The sequence below is a fragment of the Streptomyces sp. SudanB52_2052 genome, from assembly GCF_964272415.1.
Classification (GTDB): domain Bacteria; phylum Actinomycetota; class Actinomycetes; order Streptomycetales; family Streptomycetaceae; genus Streptomyces; species Streptomyces olindensis.
This window is the reverse complement of record NZ_OZ186796.1, coordinates 6,420,723-6,441,787: the sequence shown is the minus strand read 5'-3', so window position 1 is coordinate 6,441,787 and position 21,065 is coordinate 6,420,723. Positions and strand designations below refer to the sequence as shown.

Annotated in this window: 17 protein-coding genes; 10 read left to right on the top strand and 7 right to left on the bottom strand. The window is 73.7% G+C overall.

Translation table 11 applies throughout. The features are described from left to right. The first annotated feature begins 249 nt into the window (after window positions 1-249). The 6 genes from ACSUPV_RS28815 (at window position 250) to ACSUPV_RS28790 (ending at window position 6,224) form a co-directional block, all read left to right on the top strand. Window positions 250-1,464, top strand: coding sequence for a prenyltransferase/squalene oxidase repeat-containing protein (locus ACSUPV_RS28815; protein ID WP_436948842.1), 1,215 nt, complete (start codon window positions 250-252; stop codon window positions 1,462-1,464). Continuing rightward, window positions 1,461-2,090 carry an SCO2322 family protein gene (locus ACSUPV_RS28810; protein ID WP_436948841.1) on the top strand — a complete coding sequence of 210 codons (630 nt, stop codon included), beginning with the start codon at window positions 1,461-1,463 and terminating at the stop codon, window positions 2,088-2,090. Before ACSUPV_RS28815 ends, ACSUPV_RS28810 begins: the two co-directional genes overlap by 4 nt. Next, window positions 2,083-3,150 carry a CbiQ family ECF transporter T component gene (locus tag ACSUPV_RS28805; protein WP_436948840.1) on the top strand — a complete coding sequence of 356 codons (1,068 nt, stop codon included), beginning with the start codon at window positions 2,083-2,085 and terminating at the stop codon, window positions 3,148-3,150. The genes ACSUPV_RS28810 and ACSUPV_RS28805 overlap by 8 nt, the downstream gene beginning before the upstream one ends. Then, complete coding sequence (locus ACSUPV_RS28800; RefSeq protein ID WP_436948839.1) at window positions 3,147-4,802, top strand: ABC transporter ATP-binding protein; 1,656 nt, start codon at window positions 3,147-3,149, stop codon at window positions 4,800-4,802. Before ACSUPV_RS28805 ends, ACSUPV_RS28800 begins: the two co-directional genes overlap by 4 nt. Beyond that, entirely contained in the window at window positions 4,799-5,677 is an 879-nt protein-coding gene (locus ACSUPV_RS28795) for an ECF transporter S component (protein WP_436948838.1), read from the top strand. The genes ACSUPV_RS28800 and ACSUPV_RS28795 overlap by 4 nt, the downstream gene beginning before the upstream one ends. A gap of 130 nt (window positions 5,678-5,807) precedes the next feature. Next, entirely contained in the window at window positions 5,808-6,224 is a 417-nt protein-coding gene (locus ACSUPV_RS28790) for a transglycosylase SLT domain-containing protein (protein WP_359788878.1), read from the top strand. A gap of 89 nt (window positions 6,225-6,313) precedes the next feature. Here ACSUPV_RS28790 and ACSUPV_RS28785 read toward each other — a convergent pair whose 3' ends face one another. Then, the gene (locus ACSUPV_RS28785) at window positions 6,314-7,549 is read right to left on the bottom strand and encodes a cytochrome P450 (RefSeq protein ID WP_037763016.1); all 1,236 of its coding nucleotides are present in this window, start codon (window positions 7,547-7,549) and stop codon (window positions 6,314-6,316) included. Window positions 7,550-7,766: 217 nt separating this feature from the next. Here ACSUPV_RS28785 and ACSUPV_RS28780 point away from each other — a divergent pair, with 217 nt between their 5' ends. Further along, a complete protein-coding gene (locus tag ACSUPV_RS28780; RefSeq protein WP_037763014.1) occupies window positions 7,767-8,936 on the top strand; it encodes a steroid 3-ketoacyl-CoA thiolase in 1,170 nt (389 codons plus the stop codon). Between the two features lie 15 nt (window positions 8,937-8,951). Here ACSUPV_RS28780 and ACSUPV_RS28775 read toward each other — a convergent pair whose 3' ends face one another. The 3 genes from ACSUPV_RS28775 to ACSUPV_RS28765 all read right to left on the bottom strand — a co-directional run bounded on the left by ACSUPV_RS28775 (window position 8,952) and on the right by ACSUPV_RS28765 (window position 15,534). Continuing rightward, entirely contained in the window at window positions 8,952-11,630 is a 2,679-nt protein-coding gene (locus ACSUPV_RS28775; protein ID WP_436949951.1) for an MFS transporter, read from the bottom strand. A 203-nt stretch (window positions 11,631-11,833) separates the two neighbouring features. Then, entirely contained in the window at window positions 11,834-13,258 is a 1,425-nt protein-coding gene (locus ACSUPV_RS28770) for a glycosyltransferase family 39 protein (protein WP_436948837.1), read from the bottom strand. A 227-nt stretch (window positions 13,259-13,485) separates the two neighbouring features. After that, window positions 13,486-15,534 carry a bifunctional glycosyltransferase 87/phosphatase PAP2 family protein gene (locus ACSUPV_RS28765; RefSeq protein WP_436948836.1) on the bottom strand — a complete coding sequence of 683 codons (2,049 nt, stop codon included), beginning with the start codon at window positions 15,532-15,534 and terminating at the stop codon, window positions 13,486-13,488. Between the two features lie 341 nt (window positions 15,535-15,875). Between ACSUPV_RS28765 and proP the strand changes: the two genes are divergently transcribed. Beyond that, window positions 15,876-17,258: a glycine betaine/L-proline transporter ProP gene (proP, locus tag ACSUPV_RS28760; protein WP_382616004.1), complete on the top strand. Its 1,383-nt coding sequence runs from the start codon at window positions 15,876-15,878 to the stop codon at window positions 17,256-17,258. An 812-nt stretch (window positions 17,259-18,070) separates the two neighbouring features. After that, a complete protein-coding gene (locus ACSUPV_RS28755) occupies window positions 18,071-18,742 on the top strand; it encodes an O-methyltransferase (protein ID WP_031112078.1) in 672 nt (223 codons plus the stop codon). 24 nt (window positions 18,743-18,766) lie between these two features. Here ACSUPV_RS28755 and ACSUPV_RS28750 read toward each other — a convergent pair whose 3' ends face one another. Further along, window positions 18,767-19,159 carry an FHA domain-containing protein gene (locus ACSUPV_RS28750; protein ID WP_031112076.1) on the bottom strand — a complete coding sequence of 131 codons (393 nt, stop codon included), beginning with the start codon at window positions 19,157-19,159 and terminating at the stop codon, window positions 18,767-18,769. Between the two features lie 90 nt (window positions 19,160-19,249). Here ACSUPV_RS28750 and ACSUPV_RS28745 point away from each other — a divergent pair, with 90 nt between their 5' ends. Continuing rightward, entirely contained in the window at window positions 19,250-19,687 is a 438-nt protein-coding gene (locus ACSUPV_RS28745; RefSeq protein WP_436948835.1) for a DUF1992 domain-containing protein, read from the top strand. On the opposite strand, the gene ACSUPV_RS28740 is transcribed toward ACSUPV_RS28745, so the two are convergent. Together ACSUPV_RS28740 and ACSUPV_RS28735 are read right to left on the bottom strand one after the other, a co-directional pair. Further along, window positions 19,676-20,179 (bottom strand): hypothetical protein, encoded by a 504-nt coding sequence (locus ACSUPV_RS28740; RefSeq protein ID WP_031112073.1) that lies wholly within the window; start codon window positions 20,177-20,179, stop codon window positions 19,676-19,678. The genes ACSUPV_RS28745 and ACSUPV_RS28740 overlap by 12 nt on opposite strands. 4 nt (window positions 20,180-20,183) lie before the next feature. Then, window positions 20,184-20,900: a hypothetical protein gene (locus ACSUPV_RS28735; protein ID WP_031112072.1), complete on the bottom strand. Its 717-nt coding sequence runs from the start codon at window positions 20,898-20,900 to the stop codon at window positions 20,184-20,186. Between the last annotated feature and the right edge of the window lie 165 nt (window positions 20,901-21,065).

The window sequence follows — 21,065 nt, the reverse complement described above, 5'->3', positions numbered from 1 at the left end:
CCGTACGGGGGGAAGCCGGTGCAATTCCGGCGCTGCCCCTTCCCCAAGTTCTCGACTTCGCTCGAACAGGGGAGACCCCTATCGTGAACCGCCGCCCACGGCGGTGAGCCGGATCGCCCCGTACGGTTCGTGACCGGCTCACGTGCCCGGCAGCCCGCCGGTGCACGGCACCGTCGAGGTATACGGAGCCGAGCCGCCGGGGTGTCCCGTGCTGCCCGGCTCCCCCACAGGGAGAGGCACCCGCCGATCATGAACGTCCGCCGCAGCGCCGCGGTCCTGGCCGCCGTCGCCGTGATCGGCGCCGCCGCGCCGGCCACCGCCGCCCCGTCCCCCTCGCCGTCCCAGGCGTTCCCCTCCGCCCTGTACGGCGACAAGGACCCGAAGTACGACGGCGTCTGGCGCCAGTCGCTCGCGCTGCTCGCGCAGGACACGGTCGGGGTGAAGCCGGCGGCGAAGTCGGTGGAGTGGCTGGTGCGGCAGCAGTGCGCGGACGGCGGATTCGCCGCGTACCGCCCCGACCCGACGACGGCGTGCGACGCCAGGACGATGCTCGACACCAACGCGACGTCCGCCGCCGTGCAGGCGCTGGCCGCGCTCGGTGGCCACGACGACGTCACGGCCAAGGCCGTCGGCTGGCTGAAGTCCGTCCAGAACGGGGACGGCGGCTGGGGTTACTCGGCGGGCGGTGCCAGCGACACCAACTCGACGTCGGTCGTCATCGGCGCGCTCACGGCCGTGGGCGAGAAGCCGGACCAGGTCGAGAAGGGCGGCAAGTCGCCCTACGACGCGCTGCTGAAGCTCGCGCTGCCGTGCGGCGGGGACGGCGACGGCGCGTTCGCGTTCCAGCCGGACAAGAAGGGGAAGCTGACCGCCAACGCGGACGCCACGGCGGCGGGGGTGCTGGGCGCGCTGGGCAAGGGCATGGTGGTGAAGCCGGGCGAGAAGTCCGACGCGGCCTGCGCACAGCCGCGTACGCCGGAGCAGGCGGCGGCGAACGGGGCCGCGTACCTCACGTCCGCCCTCGGCAAGGACGACGACCACCTGATGTCCGCCCTGGCCGGTGCCGAGCCCCAGCCCGACTACGGCAACACGGCCGACGCGGTCGTCGCGCTCGCCGCTCGCGGCGACACCGGGCAGGCGGAGAAGTCCCTGCGCTGGCTGGAGGAGAACGCCGCGACCTGGGCCGCCCAGAACGGTCCCGCCGCCTACGCCCAGCTCGTCTTCGCCGCGCACGCGACGGGCACGGACCCGCGCGACTTCGGCGGCGCGGACCTGGTGAAGCAGCTGAACGCGACGGGCCCGGCCCCGCAGTCCGCCGAGCCGACGAACGCCGCCGCCGACAAGGGCGGGAAGGACTCGGAGTCGAACTCCGTGTTCGGCGTCTGGTGGTACGTCGGCGTCTGCCTCGTCGCCGGGATCGGCATCGGGTTCCTGTTCACCGGCCGCCGGAAGCAGCAGCCGTGATCCGCCGGGCCGTTCTCCTCCTGCTGGCCTCGCTGCTGCTCGTCGCGGGAGCGGGTCAGGCGGCCCAGGCCGCCGGTTACCGGTACTGGTCGTTCTGGGAGCGCGACGGCGACCGCTGGGTCTACGCCACCCAGGGCCCGTCCACGACCCGCCCGTCGGACGGTGACGTCCAGGGCTTCCGGTTCGCGGTGAGCGAGGACTCCTCGGACGCGGCCCGGCCGCGCGGCCGGGCCGACTTCGCGTCGATCTGCGCGGGGACGCCCGCCCGGGACGGCAGCAAGCGCGTCGCCCTGCTCCTCGACTTCGGCACCCCCGCGGACGCCCCCGAGGGCGAGACCCCGCCCTCCGCGCGAAGGGCCTGCGCCCGGGTCTCCCCCGACGCGACCACGGCACAGGCCCTGGCCGCGGTGGCCAAGCCGCTGCGCTACGACACGAACGCCCTGCTGTGCGCGATCTCGGGCTACCCCGAGCAGGGCTGCGGCGAGCCGGTGGCGAAGAAGCGGAACCCGACGGCGGAGCAGGCCGACCGGCCGGACGACGGCCCGTCCCTCGGTCTGGTGGCGGGCATCGCGGTGGTGGTGCTGCTGGGCGGAGCGGCGCTCTGGCAGGTACGCCGGCGTGGGTAGGTCGCTCCACCCCGGCGCCTGGTGGCTGTGGGCCCTCTGCCTCGGCACCGCGGCCACCCGCACCACCAACCCCCTCCTCCTCGCCCTCCTCGTCGCCGTCTCCGCGTACGTCGTGGCCACCCGCCGCCCCGACACCCCCTGGTCCCGCTCCTACGGCGCCTTCGTCAAACTCGCCCTCGCCGTGCTGCTGATCCGTCTGCTCTTCGCGACACTCCTCGGCTCCCCCATCCCGGGCACGCGCATCCTGTTCACCCTCCCCGAAGCCGCCCTGCCCGCCTGGGCGCAGGGCATCCGCCTCGGCGGCGAGGTCACCGCGGAGGCCCTGACCTTCGCCCTCTACGACGGCCTGAAACTGGCCACGCTGCTCATCTGCGTCGGCGCCGCGAACGCCCTCGCGAACCCCTCCCGCCTGCTCAAGTCCCTCCCGGGCGCGCTCTACGAGACGGGCGTCGCGGTGGTCGTGGCCCTCACCTTCGCGCCGCACCTCATCGCCGACGTCCAGCGGCTGCGCGCCGCCCGCCGCCTGCGCGGCCGTCCCGACAAGGGCGTCCGGGGCCTGCTGCAGGTGGGACTGCCGGTTCTGGAGGGCGCCTTGGAGCGCTCGGTCTCCCTCGCCGCCGCGATGGACGCCCGCGGATACGGCCGCACGGCCCAGGTGCCCGCCGCGGTGCGCCGGACCACCGCCGCGCTCACCCTCGGCGGCCTGCTCGGCGTATGCGCGGGAACGTACGGGCTCCTCACGGCCGAGGGCGGCAGCTACGGCGTGCCCGTGCTGCTGGTCGGTGTCACCGCCGCCCTCGCGGGCCTCAAGCTCGGCGGCCGCCGCTCGCTGCGCACCCGCTACCGCCCGGACCGCTGGGACCTGCGCGCCTGGCTGGTCGTCGCCTCGGGCGTGACGGTCGCGGCCCTGCTCACCCTCGCCTCCGTCCGCGATCCCGCCGCCCTGCACCCGGGCGTGGTCCCGCTGGTCGCCCCCGCTCTCCCCCTCTGGCCGGCCGCGGCCGTACTCCTCGGCCTGCTGCCCGCGTTCGTCGCCCCCGACCCCAAGGAGCCGTCGTGATCCGCTTCCAGGATGTCTCCGTGACGTACGACGGTGCCGCCGAACCGACCGTCCGGGGCGTCGACTTCGAGGTCCCCGAGGGCGAACTCGTCCTCCTCGCGGGCCCGTCCGGGGTCGGCAAGTCGACGGTCCTGGGCGCGGTCAGCGGTCTCGTCCCGCACTTCACCGGCGGCACGCTGCGCGGCCGGGTCACGGTCGCCGGCCGCGACACGCGCACCCACAAACCCCGCGAACTCGCCGACGTCGTGGGCACGGTCGGCCAGGACCCGCTCTCCCACTTCGTCACCGACACCGTGGAGGACGAACTCGCCTACGGCATGGAGTCGCTGGGCCTCGCCCCGGAGGTGATGCGCCGCCGCGTCGAGGAGACCCTCGACCTGCTCGGCCTCGCCGCCCTGCGCGACCGGCCGATCGCCACGCTCTCCGGCGGCCAGCAGCAGCGCGTCGCGATCGGCTCGGTCCTCACCGCGCACCCGAGCGTCCTCGTCCTGGACGAGCCGACCTCCGCACTCGACCCGGCGGCGGCCGAGGAGGTCCTGGCGGTCCTCCAGCGCCTCGTGCACGACCTCGGCACGACGGTCCTCATGGCCGAACACCGCCTGGAACGCGTCATCCAGTACGCCGACCAGGTCGTCCTGCTGCCGAGCCCGGGCGCCGCCCCCGTACTGGGCTCTCCGGCCGAGGTGATGGCCGTGTCACCGGTGTACCCGCCGGTGGTGGCGCTGGGCCGCCTGGCGGGCTGGACACCGCTACCGATGACGGTCCGCGACGCGAGGCGCCGGGCAGGGGATTTGAAGCAACAGCTGGAAAACGCCCTCAAGGGGCGCGGGGAACTGCGCGATCAACCACAAACACGCCGCACCCGCGCACCCTCCGAACCCCCCACCCCGGTAGGCGCACTCCACTCCCTCTCGGTCACCCGCGCCCGCATCCAGGCCCTCCGCACCATCGACCTCACCATCACCCCCGGCGAGACCGTCGCCCTGATGGGCCGCAACGGCGCCGGAAAGTCCACCCTGCTGAACTCCCTGGTGGGTCTCGTGAAGCCCAGCTCGGGAACCGTCCGCCTCGGCGAAGCCGTCCCCCACCGCACCGCCCCGAGGGACCTCGTCCGCAAGGTCGGCCTGGTCCCGCAGGAACCCCGCGACCTGCTCTACGCCGACACCGTCGCCGCCGAGTGCGCGGCGGCCGACAAGGACGCGGGCGCGTCCCCCGGCACCTGCCGGGCCCTGGTCACGGAGCTGCTCCCGGGCGTCACCGACGACACCCACCCCCGGGACCTCTCGGAGGGGCAGCGGCTCGCGCTGGCCCTGGCCGTCGTGCTGACGGCCCGGCCCCCGCTGCTCCTGCTGGACGAGCCGACCCGGGGCCTGGACTACGCGGCGAAGGCCCGCCTGGTCGCGGTGCTGCGCGGCCTGGCCGCCGAGGGGCACGCCATCGTGCTGGCCACGCACGACGTGGAGCTGGCGGCCGAGATCGCGCACCGGGTGGTCCTGCTCGCCGACGGCGAGGTGATCGCCGACGGGCCGACGGCGGACGTCGTGGTCTCCTCCCCGTCCTTCGCCCCGCAGGTCACCAAGATCCTGGCCCCGCAGCAGTGGCTCACGGTCTCCCAGGTCCGCGCCGCCCTCCCTCCCGAGGCCGCCTCATGAGCACGCAACGGCAGGCGCGGGCCGTCCGGCTCGGCCCCCGCTCCCTCGCCGCCCTGGCCCTGGTCAGCGCGGTCGGGGTCGCCGGCTTCGGCTGGCCCTTCCTCGCGCCGCCCACCTCGCGGCTCAGCGCGCACGCGCAGGACGCTCCGTGGCTCTTCGCGGGTCTGCTGGTGCTGCTCGTGGCGGTCGTGGCCGCAGCGATCTCGGAGTCCGGGCTGGGCCCGAAGGCGGTCGCGATGCTCGGCGTGCTGGCCGCCACGGGAGCCGCCCTGCGGCCGATCGGCGCCGGTACCGCCGGTATCGAGCCGATGTTCTTCCTGATGGTGCTGAGCGGCCGGGTCCTCGGCCCCGGCTTCGGATTCGTCCTGGGCTCGGTGACGATGTTCGCGTCCGCGCTGCTCACGGGCGGGGTCGGGCCGTGGCTGCCGTTCCAGATGCTGGCGATGGGCTGGTTCGCGATGGGCGCGGGCCTGCTGCCCGGCCCGGACCGGCTGCGCGGCCGGGCGGAGCTCGCGCTGCTCGCGGCCTACGGCTTCCTCGCCGCCTTCGCCTACGGCACGATCATGAACCTGGCCGGCTGGCCCTTCATGAGCGCCCTCGCCTCGAACGTCGCCTTCGACCCGCACGCGCCGGTCGCCACGAACCTGGCCCGTTTCCTCGCGTACTGCCTGGCCACCTCGCTCGGCTGGGACCTGGGCCGGGCGGTCGTCACGGTCGTCCTGACCCTCACCCTCGGGCCGGCGGTCCTGCGGGCGCTGCGCCGGGCCACGCGCCGGGCGGCCTTCGAGACGCCGGTCACGTTCGACACGCCCGATCGGGGTCGCGCGAGTGAAGCCCCCCACATGAGCCCCGTCACGTACGAAGCGGGGCCGTAGGGAGCGGCCCCGGTCATGGGGGCGGAGCCTGGGCACAGGTGCGGCCATACCTAGTAAAAGGGTTCATTGCGGGCATCCGGCGGGCCTGTTTCTCTGGACGACCGCCCCACCCACCGACGAAAGGTCGCCTGTGCCCGCCGCTTCCGTTCTCCGCCGCGCCGCCACCCCGAAGAAGGCCCTCGCCGCCGCCGCTCTGACCGCGGCCACCTGCGGCACCCTGATCGCCGCCGGTCCCGCGCAGGCCGCGCCGACGGAGGCCTCCTCGGCGCAGGCGGTGGCGAAGAAGATGATCGGCGACGACGCCCAGTACCAGTGCTTCTCGAAGATCGTGGAGCAGGAGAGCCACTGGGACGTGAACGCGCGGAACTCCTCCAGCGGCGCCTACGGCCTAGTCCAGGCCCTGCCGGGCTCCAAGATGGCCTCGGCCGGCTCCGACTGGGAGACCAACGCGGCCACCCAGATCGAGTGGGGCCTCGACTACATGAAGGACCGCTACGGCAGCGCCTGCGGCGCCTGGGACTTCTGGCAGACCAACCACTGGTACTGACCACTGCCACTGAGCCGGTCCCGCCCACAGACCGAAGGCGGCGGCCCCCTGATCCCCGGGGCCGTCGCCTTCGCCCTGCCCCGCGGGGCTCAGCCCGTGCTGACCGGCAGCTCCTTCACCCCGTTGATCCACGCCGACCGCAGCCGCCGCGGGTCCCCGGCCAGCTTCAGCCCGGGCATGGCGTCGGCGATGGCGTTGAAGATGAGGTCGATCTCCAGCACGGCCAGGGACTTGCCGAGGCAGAAGTGGGGGCCGCCCCCGCCGAAACCGAGGTGCGGGTTGGGGTCGCGGGTCACGTCGAAGCTGTCCGGGTCGTCGAAGACCTCGGGGTCGTGGTTGGCGGAGGCGTAGAAGAGGCCGACGCGGTCGCCCTTGCGGATCCGCTTGCCGCCCAGTTCGGTGTCCTGGGTGGCGGTGCGCTGGAAGGCGGCAACCGGGGTCGCCCAGCGCACGATCTCCTCCGCCGCCGTCGCCGGGCGCTCCCTCTTGTACAGCTCCCACTGGTCGGGGTGGGTGAGGAAGGCGTGCATGCCGTGCGTGATGGCGTTGCGGGTGGTCTCGTTGCCCGCGACGGCCAGCATCAGCACGAAGAAGCCGAACTCGTCGGAGCCGAGGTTGCCCTCGTCCTCCGCCGCGACCAGTTGCGTGACGATGTCGTGGGCGGGGCACTGCTTGCGGTCGGCGGCCATGTTCATCGCGTAGGCGATGATCTCGGTGGCCGACTCGGCGCCGACCTCCTCGGTGATGGCGTACTCGGGGTCGTCGTACGCGATCATCTTGTTGGACCAGTCGAAGATCTTGTCCCGGTCCTCCTGGGGGACGCCGATCAGTTCGGCGATGGCCTGCAGGGGCAGTTCGCAGGCGACCTGGGTGACGAAGTCGAACGGGCCGGTGCGGGCGCGGGCGTGCTCGACGATGGCGTGGGCGCGGGCCCGCAGCCGCCCCTCCAGCGCGCGGATCGCCCGGGGTGTGAACCCGCGCTGCACGATCTGCCGGACCCGGGTGTGCTCCGGCGGGTCCATGTTCAGCAGGATCAGCCGCTGCGCGTCGATGGCGTCGCGCCGGATGTGCTCGTTGAAGCGGATGATCGCCGTGTTGAGGTACGACGAGAACAACTCCGGGTGCGTGGAGACGTGTTTGACGTCGGCGTGCCGGGTGACGGCCCAGTAGCCCGCGTCGTCGAAGCCGGCGAGACCGGCCGGCTGCGGCACCCAGCAGACCGGTTCGGCGCGGCGCAGCTCGGCGAACTCCGGCAGGGGCACGCGGTGGTGCAGCAGGTCCGGGTCGGTGAAGTCGAACCCGTCGGGCAGCGCGGGACAGGGCATGGGCGGCTCCCACCACTCGTACCGACTCTGATTCTGACGGCCCATCAGCTGTGCGGAGTTGCGGTGACGGTAGTAACGGGTTCTACAAGTAGCAAGAGGCATGGGCCCTCCAATTGCCCGCACGACCCTTGCGGTCATCGAGCGGCCGTCAGCACACTGCTGACAGAACTAGAACGCGTACTAGTTCCGCTGAGCCTCCCGGAGAGGACCCGCACCCATGGCTGCCGAACCCGTGATCGTCGAAGCCGTACGCACCCCCATCGGCAAGCGCGGCGGCGCGCTCGCCCACCTGCACCCCGCCTACCTCCTGGGCGAGACCTACCGCGAGCTGCTGGGCCGCACCGGCATCCCGGCCGACTGCGTCGAGCAGATCGTCGGCGGCACGGTCACGCACGCGGGCGAGCAGTCCATGAACCCCGCGCGCACGGCCTGGCTGACCATGGGGCTGCCCTACGAGACGGCCGCGACGACGGTCGACGCGCAGTGCGGGTCCTCCCAGCAGGCCTCGCACCTGGTGGCCAACATGGTCGCCACGGGCGTGATCGACGTCGGCATCTCGTGCGGGGTGGAGTCGATGTCGCGGGTGCCGCTGGGATCGGGTTCGAAGCACGGTCCCGGGAAGCCGTTCCCCGACGAGTGGAACGTGGACCTGCCGAACCAGTTCGAGGCGGCCGAGCGCATCGCCCGGCACCGCGGACTGACCCGGGAGGACGTCGACGCGCTGGGCCTCGCCTCCCAGGAGCGGGCCGCGCACGCCTGGGCGGAGGAACGGTTCAAACGGGAGACGTTCGCGGTCCAGGTGCCGACGACCGAGGAGGAGCAGCACGCCGGGCAGGGCATGTGGCGCCTGGTCGACAAGGACGAGGGCCTGCGCGACACGTCCGCGGAGGCGCTCGCCTCCCTGAAGCCGATCATGCCGACGGCGGTGCACACGGCCGGCAACTCGTCCCAGATATCCGACGGGGCCGCGGCGATCATGTGGGCGTCGAAGCGGATGGCCCGGGCGCTGAAGCTGCGACCCCGGGCCCGGATCGTGGCTCAGGCGCTCGTGGGCTCCGACCCCCACTTCCACCTGGACGGCCCGATCGACGCGACCAGGGCCGTGCTGGGCAAGGCCGGGATGTCCCTGGGGGACATCGACCTCGTCGAGATCAACGAGGCGTTCGCGTCCGTCGTCCTGAGCTGGGCGCGGGTCTTCCAGCAGGACCTGGACAAGGTGAACGTCAACGGCGGGGCGATCGCGCTCGGGCACCCGGTGGGGGCCACCGGGGCCCGGCTCATCACGACGGCCCTGCACGAACTGGAGCGCGCGGACAAGGAGTTCGCCCTGATCACGATGTGCGCCGGTGGCGGGCTGGCCACCGGCACCATCATTCAGCGGCTGTAGCGGGGGCGGGCCGGCTCACGCGTCCTGGTGGGCCAGTCGCGGATGGACGTCGCTCGGGGCGCGCCCGTCCACGGTGACCGTCGTGGCGACGGGCGCGTAGCCGCTGGCGATCAGGGAGTAGTCCCCCGCGTCCAGGTCGGTGAACGCGTAGGCGCCGTCCGTGCCGGTGATGGCGGTGCCCACGACGTTCCCGGCGGCGTCGACGAGGGTGACCCGCGCGTCGGCGACCGGGTCGCGGCCGGCCCCCGACCGTACGACGCCCTGCACGCGCGCCCCGGGGCGCAGCAGCACCTCCAGACCGGTGACCGGGGTGCCGGGCAGCTGGACGGGGAGCGCGGCGGGCCGGTACCCGGCGGCGTTGACGGCGATCGTGAGGTCGCCGTCGGGCAGGGTGCCGAAGCCGAACGTGCCGGAGGCGTCGGTGGTGCCGGTGGCGGCGACGTCTCCGCGCGCGTCCGTCACCACGACCGTCGCGCCGGCCACCGGCAGCCGGTCCTCGGCCGTGGCCACCGTCCCGCTCAGGCCGCTGCCGCCGGCCAGGACCACGTCGTGGGGCAGGGACTCCTCGCCGAGCGTGAGCGTCGACGCCTGGGGCTGATGGCCGTCCGCCGCCGCGATCAGGAGGTAGGTGCCCGCCGCGGGCGCGGCCAGCCGGTACCGGCCCGCGTCGTGCGCCACGGCCCGGCCGACCTGCCGCCCGGCCACGGAGATCAGCGTGATCGTGGCACCCGCCATGGCCCGCCCGGCGGCGTCACTCACCCGACCGACGACGGCCGGGCCACGCGCGGCGGCAGGCTCGGCGACGGACCCCACGGCAGCCGAGTCGGCGGCGGACCCGGCGGCAACGGATTCGGCGGCGGACCCCGCGGCAACAGGCCCGGCAGCGGATGCCCCGACGGCAGGCGCGACGGCAGCAGAACCGGCAGCCGACCCCGCAGCAGCAAGCTCAGCAGCCGGCCCCGCGACGGCATGACCGTCAGCAGACCCCACGGCCACAGACCCGGCAGCCGACGCCCCGACGGCAGGCGCGGCGGCAGCAGAACCGGCAGCCGACCCCGTAGCAGCAAGCTCAGCAGCCAGCCCCGCGACGGCATGACCGTCAGCAGACCCCACGGCCACAGACCCGGCAGCCGACCCCCCGACGGCAGGCACGGCAGCCGACCCCACGGCAGCAAGCTCGGCGGCGCCCCCCGGCCCCGCGACCTCAGGCCCGGGTGTCTCCTTCGGCTTCGGCTTGCGCAGCAGCACCGCCCCGACCAGCGCGGCGAGCAGGGCCAGGGACGCGGCGACGAGCAGGCAGAGCCGGAGGCCGTCGAGGAAGGACTCGGACAGGGCGCCCAGCGCGCGGCCGGTGTCGGCGCCCAGGTTCATCCCGGCGACGGCGCCCAGCCCGGCGGTGTCGACGGCCGCGGTGACCTGGTGGGCGGTCGCCCCGCCCACCCCCGCGTCGGCGAGGTGCCCGGGCAGGGCGTCCGTGGCCCTGGTCGTCAGCAGCGTGCCCAGGACGGCCGGGCCGAGGGCGCCGCCGACCTGCCGGAAGGCGTTGTTGCCCGCGGCGGCCATCCCGGCCAGGTGGTGCGGCACGGACGCGACCGCCGTGGCGGTCATGGGCGTGATGACCAGGCCCATGCCGAGGCCGAGCAGCACCAGCCGCCAGGCCAGCGGCCCGAACGCGGTGTGCGCGTCGAGCGCGGTCAGGGACAGCAGGGCGCCCGTGGTGGCGAGCAGACCGGTGGTGATCAGGGCACGGGCCGGGATGTGCCGCATCAGCGGCCCGACGACGACTCCGACGAGCAGGCTCACCGCCGTCACCATGAGCATGCGGTACGCCGCGTCGAGGGTGTCGAGCCGCTGCACCATGCCGAAGTAGAGGCTGAGGACGAAGAAGAAGCCGATCAGGCCCAGGAAGCTGATCATCGCGATCAGCGTGGTCGCGCTGAACGCGGGGCTGCGGAACAGCGTGAGGTCCAGCATGGGGCTGGCGCTGCGGCGTTCGGCCACGACGAAGGCGACGGCACCGACGGCGGCGAGGGCGAGCGCCACCACGACCCGGGGCTCGGTGAAGGACTGCGCCCCGCCCTCGATGACGCCGTAGACGAGCGAGGTGATGGTGAGCGCGGCGGTGAGCTGGCCCGGCCAGTCGAGCTTGCGTGAGCCGGGGGCGCGCGAGTCGGCGACCAGCGGCACGGCGGCGGCCATCGTCAGCAGGGCCACGGGTATGGCGGGCACGTAGATCCAGTGCCAGGCGGCGTGCTGCAGGATCACCCCGGCCATCAGAGGGCCGACGGCCAGCGCCAGCGACAGGGCGGCGGCCCACAGGCCGACGAACTTGGCGCGCTCGTGCGGGTTCGGCACGGCGTGGCTGATCAGCGCCAGGGTCGTGGGCAGCAGCGCCGCCGCGCCCGTCCCGGCCAGTGCCTGCCCGGCCCACAGCACCTGCACCGACTGCGCGCTCAGGGCGACGACGGCCCCGGCGGCCGAGAACAGCAGGCCGGCCTGGAAGACCTTCTTGCGGCCGTGCACGTCTCCGACGACACCGGCGGTGAGGATGAGCGCTGCCATCGGCAGGACGAACGCGTCCGAGACCCAGGACAGTTGGGCGGTCGACGCGTGCAGGTCCCGCTGGATCGCGGGGAGACTGACGGAGACGGTGGTGACCGGCAGGTAGGCGACGAACACCCCGATGCAGGCCATCAGGAGTGTGGCCGTCGGACTCCGCCGTGGTCCGTCGGCCGTCGTTGCCTCGTTCACAGAACCCTCCATGTCGGATCTTCCGGGTGGACAGCGAGGCTCACCTTTCAGCCAGGACCGCCCGGGATCCAGCCACGGACCGGGCGGGCCCGGATATCCGACATCGCAAGGGCGCTCCCGCCGGTTTTCCGACACCACCGGTGCGGTTACGGCGTGCAGCGGCCGGGGCGGGCGTAGACGATGATCTGGGCGCCCTGGACCCGGGTGCGTTCGCACACCTCGAAGTGGGTCCTCAGCGTCCGGCGCTTGATCTCCTCCTGCGGGAAGGGGTCGAGCGGCTGCCCGGGCGGATCGGTGAGGGCGATGACGCGGTCGGCCGCCAGGATGTGGCGGCGGATCGCGGCGGCATCGCGTTCGGTGCCGTGCAGCGTGCGGGAGGCGGTCGGGGACGCGGCGAGGGCCAGGTCGTCGAGCCGGTCGTGGATCTCGGGGAAGGACAGCAGCCATTCGCGGCGCCGGGCGGGCATGAACAGGACGGCGTCGCCCGGGTGTGCCTGGCGATCGACCGCGCGGGCGACCGCGACGACGTCGTCCTTGCGGCTCTCGGGTGAGCGCACCATCAGCGACCACGGCAGCAGCACCGCGACCGCCGTACCGGCCGCCAGACAGGCCGTCAGCACCCGGGCCGCAGGGGCGAGCCGGTGCCGCTGCCCGATCGCCCAGGACAGCGCGGCCCCGGCCGGCAGGGCCAGGCCCGTCACGCCGTACAGCACGTACCGGTCGACGTACCACGGCTTGACGAGCGAGATCGTCATCAGCAGGCCGGCCGGGGCGATCAGCAGCGGCAGGGCGAGACGGGTCAGGGCGACGGCCCCGGGGGCGCCCGTGCGGACGAGGAGCCGGCACAGCAGCACCGTCCCGGCCGAGAGGCCCGCGAACAGCAGCCACGCACTCGCGCTCGGCCGTCCGAGCCAGCCCAGTTGGGCCTCCGCCTGGCCCGCGCTGACCACCGCGAGGGGCAGCAGCCCCACCCCCACCCCGGCCGCCGCGATCGCCCACCGCCGTACGACACCGCGCGCCGGGCGCGAGAGCCACAGGGTCAGCCCGTGGGCGAGCAGCGCCAGCGCGGCGAACTCGTGCAGCCAGGAGGCGAGGTGGAGGATGAGGGCGTACGCCGTCCACCAGCGGGCGCGGGAGTCGGCGGTGGCTCGCAGGAAGAAGTACGTCGCCCAGGTGACGCCCGCCGTGACCAGGGCGTAGGACCGGCCCTCCTGCGCGTACTGCTGGGTGATCGGCAGCAGCGCGAAGACGAGCCCGGCGAGCAGGCCGGCCCGGTGCCCGGCCAGCCGGGCGCCGATCGCCGCGACCCCGGCGGCGGCCAGGGCAGTGGCCAGGACGGAGGGCAGTCTGAGGGCCGTCAGCCCGCCGTCCCACACGGCGAACACCGCGTGCATGAGGAGGTAGTACAGACCGTGCACGGCGTCGATGTGGCCCAGCAGCTCCCACAGTTCACCCGGCGAACGGTGGGCGACCTGGTAGGTGACGGACTCGTCGCGCCACATGCTGTCCTGCCGCTCGATCCCCCACAGGCCGAGGGCGAGCGCGGCCAGGGCCGGGACGGCGACCGGCACCGCCCGTCTCCAGCGGCCCGCCCGCGGGGGCCGGGACGTCGGCGGACCGGGGCGGCGCGCGCCCGGGATCGTGCCCGTGGCGTCCAGGTGCTGAGTGATGGCTTCCTCCGCGGGCGTGGGTGTGCGTGATCCCGTTCGTGAGACGCACACCGCCCTCGCGGGGATGCCTGCGGACGTCAACGCGCCGTCCTTTTCCGGTCATTCGGCGCTCTCGTCGGGGCCGCCGTTCAGAGGGAACTCGTCGATCTGCTGCTCGAAGGCACCTCCGGTTGGTTCCGCTCGGCGGCGGCGGTCGCGACCCTGGGCCCCGAGAGCACGTACGTCAGCGCGAAGCCCACACCGACCACCACCGCTCCCCCGGCCGCGTCGAGCACCCAGTGGTTCGCGGTCGCGACGATCGCCGACGCCGTGAACAGCGGGTGCAGCAGCCCCAGCGCCTTCATCCACCACCGGGGCGCCAGCACGGCGATCACGACGCCGCACCACAGCGACCACCCGAAGTGCAGGGACGGCATGGCCGCGTACTGGTTGGTGAGGGCCGTGAGCGTGCCGTAGTCGGGCTGGGAGAAGTCCTGGACGCCGTGCACGGTGTCGATGAAGCCGAGCGTCGGCATCAGGCGGGGCGGGGCCAGCGGGTAGAGCCAGAAGCCGACCAGGGCCAGCAGGGTGGCGAAGCCGAGGGCGGAGCGGGCCCAGCGGTACTCGGCCGGGCGGCGCCAGTACAGGACGGCGAGGACGGTCAGCGGGACCGCGAAGTGGAACGACGTGTAGTAGAAGTCGAAGAAGTCCCGCAGCCAGTCGATCTTCACGACGGTGTGGTTGGCCCAGTGCTCGATGTCGATGCGCAGGGCCCGTTCCAGGTCGAGGACCTGCATGCCGTGCTCCTCGGCCTCGGCGCGCCCGGCCGAGTTGCTGCCGCCGGTGGCGGCGAGCCGGACCTGGGAGTAGGCGGCATAGGTGACCCGGATGAGGAGGAGTTCCAGGAGGAGGTTGGGCCGCGTGAGGACCCGGCGCAGGAAGGGCACGAGCGGTACGTGCCGGAAGCGGGCCGGGGCGGCGGGGGCGTACTCGGTCGGGATCGGCCGCTGGTAGTACGGCGAGGTGCGGGACAGGAACGGCACGGCCGTGGCGGCGGCGAGGGCGGCCACCAGGACGAGGTTGGTGCGCAGCGGGTCCAGCGAGTCCATGTCGGGCAGCAGCATCCTGGCGGGCAGGGTCATGACCAGGACGACGGCGACCGGCCACACGTACCGGTCGGAGGCGCGCCGGCCGGCCCGGCCCACGACCGCGAGCAGCACCCACAGCAGCTGGTGCTGCCAGGCCGTGGGCGAGACGACGATCGCGGCGCAGCCGATGATCGCGACGGCGAGCAGCAGCTGGCCGTCGCGGAAGCAGCGGACGGCGCGGCGCAGGGCGAGGACGGCGACTGCCACGCCGAGCGACAGGAAGAGGGCGACCTCCAGGGGGCCGTTCAGGCCGAGCCGGAGCAGGGCGCCGTGCAGGGACTGGTTGGCGAGGTCGTCGGCCCGGCCGCCGAGGCCGACGCCCGCCATGTGGTGGACCCAGTAGCGGTAGGAGTCGTGCGGCATCGCCGCCCAGGCGAGCCCGGTGCAGGCGGCGAAGGTGACGCCGGTGGAGAGCGCGGCGCGTCTGCGGCCGGTGAACCACAGCAGGGGCGTGAAGAGCAGCAGGGTGGGCTGGAGCGCGGCCGCGACGCCGATGAGCAGGCCGCTGGTCCGCTGGCCGTGGGCGACGAAGCAGCCCAGCAGGACGAGCAGGACCGGGATGACGCTGGTCTGGCCCAGCCACAGGGTGTTGCGGACGGGCAGGGACAGCATCAGCAGGCTGATGGCGACCGGGGCGGCCAGCAGGGCGGTGCGGCGGCTGACCGGCGGGGGCAGGGCGCGGGCGGCGATCAGTCCGAGGGCCACGACCAGCAGCAGCGTGCCGAAGGTCCAGCCCCAGCCGAGGGCCTGTTCGGCCGAACGGGTGAGGGGTTTGAGGACGAGGCCGCCGAAGGGGGTGCCGGTGAAGCGGGTCGAGTCGTACAGGGAGCCGGTCACGTGCAGGACGCCGTCGGGCCCGAGCCAGGTCTCCAGGTCCGTCAGGCGCTCGCCGCGGGGAGTGCCGAGGACGACGGCCACTTGTCGTGCCGCGAGCAGGGCCGCGATCAGCCAGAGGCCGAGGCGGGCCACGCGCAGGCGTGCCTGGGCCCCGCCGACGGCCGTCGCTCCGAATGCTTCCGCCGCTCGTCCCCCGTGATCCGCGTTCGTCACACCCCGTCGGCCTCCCGCCCCATTGGTCGCCTCCGGCGAGGAAGACGCGGGCTACCCCCGGTTCACCTGACGTCCGTCCGCCTTTTGTCCGGATGACGATAGTGCGCGGGGCGCGTGGTCGCCTCTCGTCGACGCGAGAAGGATCACATCAAGATCTCGTGGGAACTGTGTGCGATCGGGCAGAAGTCCCAGCACAGCCGCGATTTACGTGCCCTGTGCAACGAAAGGCATACCGCCCGTAAGGGGCCCATATCCTCCTATCGTCGCTTTTTCGGCCCGTACGACAGCGCCGCCGCGCGGGACCGCGTCCCTGTCCCCGTCGAAAGGTAGGCGAGCAAGTCTTGTCGACTGCCTCAGTCGTCGCTCCCCCGTCCGTCATGAAGAGCCGCGCAGCGAAGGCCCCGGACACCACCGTCACCGACCCCGCGCTCGTCAAGCGCGCCGTGAAGGCGGCCGCGCTCGGCAACGCCATGGAGTGGTTCGACTTCGGTGTCTACAGCTACATCGCGGTCACGCTGGGCAAGGTCTTCTTCCCGTCGGGCAATCCCACCGCGCAGCTGCTGTCCACGTTCGGCGCCTTCGCCGCGGCCTTCCTGGTCCGCCCCCTGGGCGGCATGGTCTTCGGCCCGCTCGGCGACCGCGTCGGCCGTCAGAAGGTCCTCGCCCTCACCATGATCATGATGGCCGCGGGCACCTTCGCGATCGGCCTGATCCCGTCGTACGCGACGATCGGTGTCGGCGCGCCGATCCTGCTCCTCGCGGCCCGCCTCGTGCAGGGCTTCTCCACCGGCGGCGAGTACGCCGGTGCCTCGACCTTCATCGCCGAGTACGCGCCCGACAAGCGGCGCGGCTTCCTCGGCAGCTGGCTGGAGTTCGGCACGCTGGCCGGCTACATCGGCGGCGCGGGCCTGGTCACGCTGATGACCGCCCTGCTCTCCGCCGACGACCTCACCTCCTGGGGCTGGCGCATCCCGTTCCTGATCGCCGGACCGATGGGCATCATCGGCCTCTACCTGCGCATGCGTCTGGAGGAGACTCCGGCGTTCGCCGCCGAGGTCGCCAAGGCCGAGAAGGACCGGCCCAAGGTGCCGCTACGCGAGATGATCACCGGGCAGTGGCGGGCGCTGCTGCTCTGCGTGGGCCTGGTGCTGGTCTTCAACGTCACGGACTACATGCTGCTGTCGTACATGCCGAGCTACCTGACCAGCGAGCTGCACTACGACGAGACGCACGGTCTGCTCGTCGTCCTCGGTGTGATGGCCGTGATGATGATCGCCCAGCCGTTCGTCGGCGCGCTGACCGACCGGGTCGGCCGCCGCCCGGTGATCGCCACCGGCTGCGCGGGCTTCCTGCTGCTGTCCGTCCCCGCCCTGCTGCTGATCCGCGAGGGCAGCCTGCTCGCGGTCGCGCTCGGCATGGGCGCGCTCGGGCTGCTGCTGGTCTGCTTCACGGCGGCGATGCCCTCGGCGCTCCCGGCGCTGTTCCCGACGCGCGTCCGCTACGGCTCGCTGTCCATCGGCTTCAACGTGTCCGTGTCCCTCTTCGGCGGCACGACCCCGCTGGTGGTCACGGCCCTGATCGGCGCGACGGGGAACATGATGATGCCCGCGTACTACATGATGGCCGCGGCCGTGATCGGCGGTTTCGCGGTGTGGCGCATGGCGGAGTCGGCGGGACGCCCACTGCCCGGCTCGGCCCCTTCGGTGGCGGCGCGGGAGCAGTGAGCCCCCAGGGGTTTCCGCGAAGTCACGCCTGACACGCTCGCCCAAGCTCTCGGCCTCGCTCGGGCAGGGGGACCCCATGACGCCGCAGTGCCCGCCCTCCGGGCGAACGACGCGACTCTGCGGACACCGCCCAAGCCCCCGCGGCCGACCGGGGACGACTTCCGGCCCGCGCACCGGGAAGCGGCCCGCGGGGCCGCTTGCGCCCCCGACCGCAGGTGGCCGCTGCGGCCCTGCCCGCCCGGCCGGCCGGTGGGACGGAGGCCGAGCACCGCGCCCACGGACCCGCTCCGCACGTCCGGCGTGACCGGAAGGCGCCGACCGGAAGGTGCCGGGACAGGTCCCGAACGGAGGTCCCGACGGGAGGTCCCGACGGTGGGCGCCGGACGCAAGGCGGCGACGACTTCCGGCCGGTGGACCGGGAAGCGGCCCGCGGGAGCGGATGCGCCCCCGGCCGCAGGCGGCCGCTGCGGCCCTGCCCGCCCGGCCGACGGGTCGGGCGGAGGCCGAGCACCGCACCCACGGACCCGCTCCGCACGTCCGGCGTGACCGGAAGGTGCCCGCCGGGAGGTGCCGGGGCAGGTCCCGACGGGAGGCGCCGACCGAGAGGTGCCGACGGGAGGTCCCGACCGGCGGTCCCGACCGGCGGTCCCGACCGGCGGTCCCGACCGGCGGTCCCGACGGTGGGCGCCGGGCGGAAGGCGGTCTTCCGGCCGTCTTCCGGCCGTCTCCCGGTCGCCGTGCGGAACCCTGGCCCGCCCGCGCTCGTTGGCCTGCTGGTTAGCATCCCTGGCTCGGCACAGAAAGGCAGCCGCATGAGCGAGTCGCACGTCTGGGACGAGGTCGACGCCTACTTCACCGCCCACCTCGCCCCGGACGACGAAGCCTTGGCGGCGGCCCTGCGCGACAGCGACGCCGCCGGGCTCCCGCACATCAACGTCGCGGCGAACCAGGGCAAGCTCCTCCAGCTCCTGGCCCAGATCCAGGGCGCCCGCCACATCCTGGAGATCGGCACGCTCGGCGGGTACAGCACCATCTGGCTGGGCCGTGCCCTGCCCGCCGACGGGCGGCTGATCTCCCTGGAGTACGACCCCAAGCACGCCGAGGTCGCCGTCCGCAACATCGCCCGGGCCGGCCTCGACAAGCTCGTCGAGGTGCGGGTGGGCCCGGCCCTGGAGTCGCTGCCCAAGCTGGCCGACGAGAACCCGCCCCCGTTCGACCTGGTCTTCATCGACGCCGACAAGGCGAACAACCCGCACTACGTGGACTGGGCCGTCAAGCTGACCAGCACGGGCAGCCTGATCGTCCTCGACAACGTGGTCCGCGGCGGCCGGGTGACCGACGCGGACAGCACCGCCCCGGACGTGGTGGGCACCCGCGCCGCGATCGAACTGATCGGCAGCCACCCGAGGTTGAGCGGGACGGCGATCCAGACGGTCGGCACGAAGGGGTACGACGGGTTCGCGCTCGCGCGGGTGCTGGCATGACGCCCGGCCGCCCGGAGCCGGCGGTCACACCTCGTGGTAGAAGCCCACGTTGACGCTGCGCGGGGCGGTGCGGTCCTGGACGATGATCTCGCCGCTGCCGCCCCTGGGCAGCGGGACGGTACCGCCGTAGGCGAGGGGCTGGGCGTACTCCCCGACCGTCAGGCGGACTTCGGAGGACGGGTCGGGCTGGGAGCCGCGCAGCCAGGTGAGCTGCCAGGTCCCGTCGGGCCCGCAGAGGAACTCCAGGTGCACGCGGGAGACGAACAGCCAGTCGTCCGGCGTGCTGAGCCGGCACACCGACTTGTCGCGGCCCACCCGCAGCACGGCACCCGGCTCGCTGGGCGCGTCGGCCATGAGCATGCCGGCCGTGGCACCCTCCTCCGCCGCGGACACGGCGGCCATGGTGAGTTCGAGCACGTGCGCTCCTCCTGAGACGTCCCTGAACGGGCCTGCAAGCCCGCCGCATGATAGAACGCCCGGCTGCGCGGTGTCCGGCACAATGGCCTCATGACCGAGCGAAAGCCACCCGGCGTGGACTTCGAGTCCTGGGTCGACAAGCAGATCCGTGACGCGGAGGCGCGCGGAGAGTTCGAACGGTTGCCCGGGGCGGGCCGCCCGCTCCCGCCCGACGTCGAGAGCACGTACGACGAACTGTGGTGGGTGAAGCGGAAGATGGCCCGCGGGGGCTTCTCGGTGCTCCCGCCGGCGCTGGCGCTGCGCAAGGAGGCCGAGGACGCGCTGACGGCAGCCCTCGCGGCCCCCTCGGAGCGGATCGTCCGGAAGATCATCGGGGAGATCAACGACAAGATCCGCGCGATGATGTTCAAACCGCCGCCCGGCCCCCCGCTGGGCAAGAAGCCGTACGACGTCGAGGACGTCGTACGGCGGTGGCGGGAGCGCCGGGCGGATCAGGAACCGGGCGCTTCACCCGGGTCACACGTGTAGCAGCCGTTCCGCGAGTTCGCGGTAGTCCTTCAGGGCCAGCCGCAGCTGCTCGGTGTCGGCGGACGACACGGGCTTGCCCTCGCCGCCCTCGACCGACTGCCAGGAGTGCCGTAGGGTGCGGCGGCGCTGCGTCACGGCCTCGGTGAAGCGGGCCGCGATCTCCTCCAGCACGTGGTCGGCCTCCTCGACGGCGGCCCGGGGCCCGTCGACGAACCCGGCGACCGCGTGCTGCAGCTGCGAGCCGAGCTTGTCGGACTCGTCGTGGGGCAGGAGGTGCGAGCGGGCGCCCTCGCGGGTGCCCGCCTCACGCGGGCCGGTGCGGTCGCCTGTGGGAGGGGTGCCGGCCGTGGCGAGCCGGTCCTCCTTGGCGACAGAGGGCGTGCGGGCGCCGGTGGCGCGGTCCGTGCCGTGGCCGGTGCCCAGGGCGGTCTCACCGCGGGCGTCGGGGGCGTTCGGCGCGTCGTCGCCCGGCGGCCGGGTCATGTCGGTCATCGCCTCAACTCTCCTTCGCCTGACGTCGGTGCATCGCCCACGGCATGTGCCCGCCGCGGGTGGCCGGGGCCTTGCGGCCGCCGTTCAGCCCGGCCTTGTGCCGTCCGCCCTCGTGGCGTCCGCCCAGGTGCGGGCCGGCGACATGGCCGCCGCCGTCGTGGCGGGCCGGTCGCACCAGCTCCTCGAACAGGGCGCGGGCCGCCACCATGGCCTCGCGCATGTCTTCCGTACCGGTGCCGCCGTCCCGGGCGTCCTCCGGGCGCAGGTGCGCCGCCCGGTGCACGCGCCGGTAGCCGTCCACGTGGTGGGCGTGGTGCACGGACAGCGCCGCGAGCTGCTCCTCGTACTGCCCGCCGTCCGGGAAGCCCCGGGCGCCGGCCAGCTCGGCGAGCAGCCGGTCCGCCTCGGCGACCGCCTCCCGCGGCGAGTCGACGAACCGCTCCTGGGCGGCCGTCCAGCGCGCCTCGTACTGCTCGCGCTGCGCCGGCTCCAGCGCTCGTTCGCGCAGGTCGCCGTGGCGCTCCACGCGTTCGGCGAGTTCGCGCTCGGCGGCCTTGGTGTCGCCGTCGTGCCGGGCGACGGCCAGGTCGTACTCGGGTCCGAAGCGCCGCTTCAGGCTCGGGCCGCGCCGAGCCCCTCGGGCGCGCAGGGTCATGGCGGCCGCGATGATGACGACGACCGCCGCGATCACGATCAGAGCAATGATCAGGCCAGTGGACATGAATGCCTTCCGGGTTCTCGGCCCAACCGGCTCTCCTCGCGAGCCGGTTCGCCGGTCGGGTAGCCCGGAAGCAGGCCGCCAAACGGCGCGCGGGCCCGGCCCCGGTCGCACGCGCCCCCGGGATATCCGGTTGCGAGCCGGGCACGGCACCTGCCGAGAATGCCG

Excerpts from the sequence above, each read along its gene's own strand:
- ACSUPV_RS28815 (WP_436948842.1), top strand. The coding sequence starts at position 250 with ATGAACGTCCGCCGCAGCGCCGCGGTCCTGGCCGCCGTCGCCGTGATC.
- ACSUPV_RS28795 (WP_436948838.1), top strand. The coding sequence starts at position 4,799 with ATGAGCACGCAACGGCAGGCGCGGGCCGTCCGGCTCGGCCCCCGCTCC.
- ACSUPV_RS28785 (WP_037763016.1), bottom strand. The coding sequence starts at position 7,549 with ATGCCCTGTCCCGCGCTGCCCGACGGGTTCGACTTCACCGACCCGGAC.
- ACSUPV_RS28780 (WP_037763014.1), top strand. The coding sequence starts at position 7,767 with ATGGCTGCCGAACCCGTGATCGTCGAAGCCGTACGCACCCCCATCGGC.
- ACSUPV_RS28775 (WP_436949951.1), bottom strand. The coding sequence starts at position 11,630 with ATGGCCTGCATCGGGGTGTTCGTCGCCTACCTGCCGGTCACCACCGTC.
- ACSUPV_RS28755 (WP_031112078.1), top strand. The coding sequence starts at position 18,071 with ATGAGCGAGTCGCACGTCTGGGACGAGGTCGACGCCTACTTCACCGCC.
- ACSUPV_RS28745 (WP_436948835.1), top strand. The coding sequence starts at position 19,250 with ATGACCGAGCGAAAGCCACCCGGCGTGGACTTCGAGTCCTGGGTCGAC.
- ACSUPV_RS28740 (WP_031112073.1), bottom strand. The coding sequence starts at position 20,179 with ATGACCGACATGACCCGGCCGCCGGGCGACGACGCGCCGAACGCCCCC.
- ACSUPV_RS28735 (WP_031112072.1), bottom strand. The coding sequence starts at position 20,900 with ATGTCCACTGGCCTGATCATTGCTCTGATCGTGATCGCGGCGGTCGTC.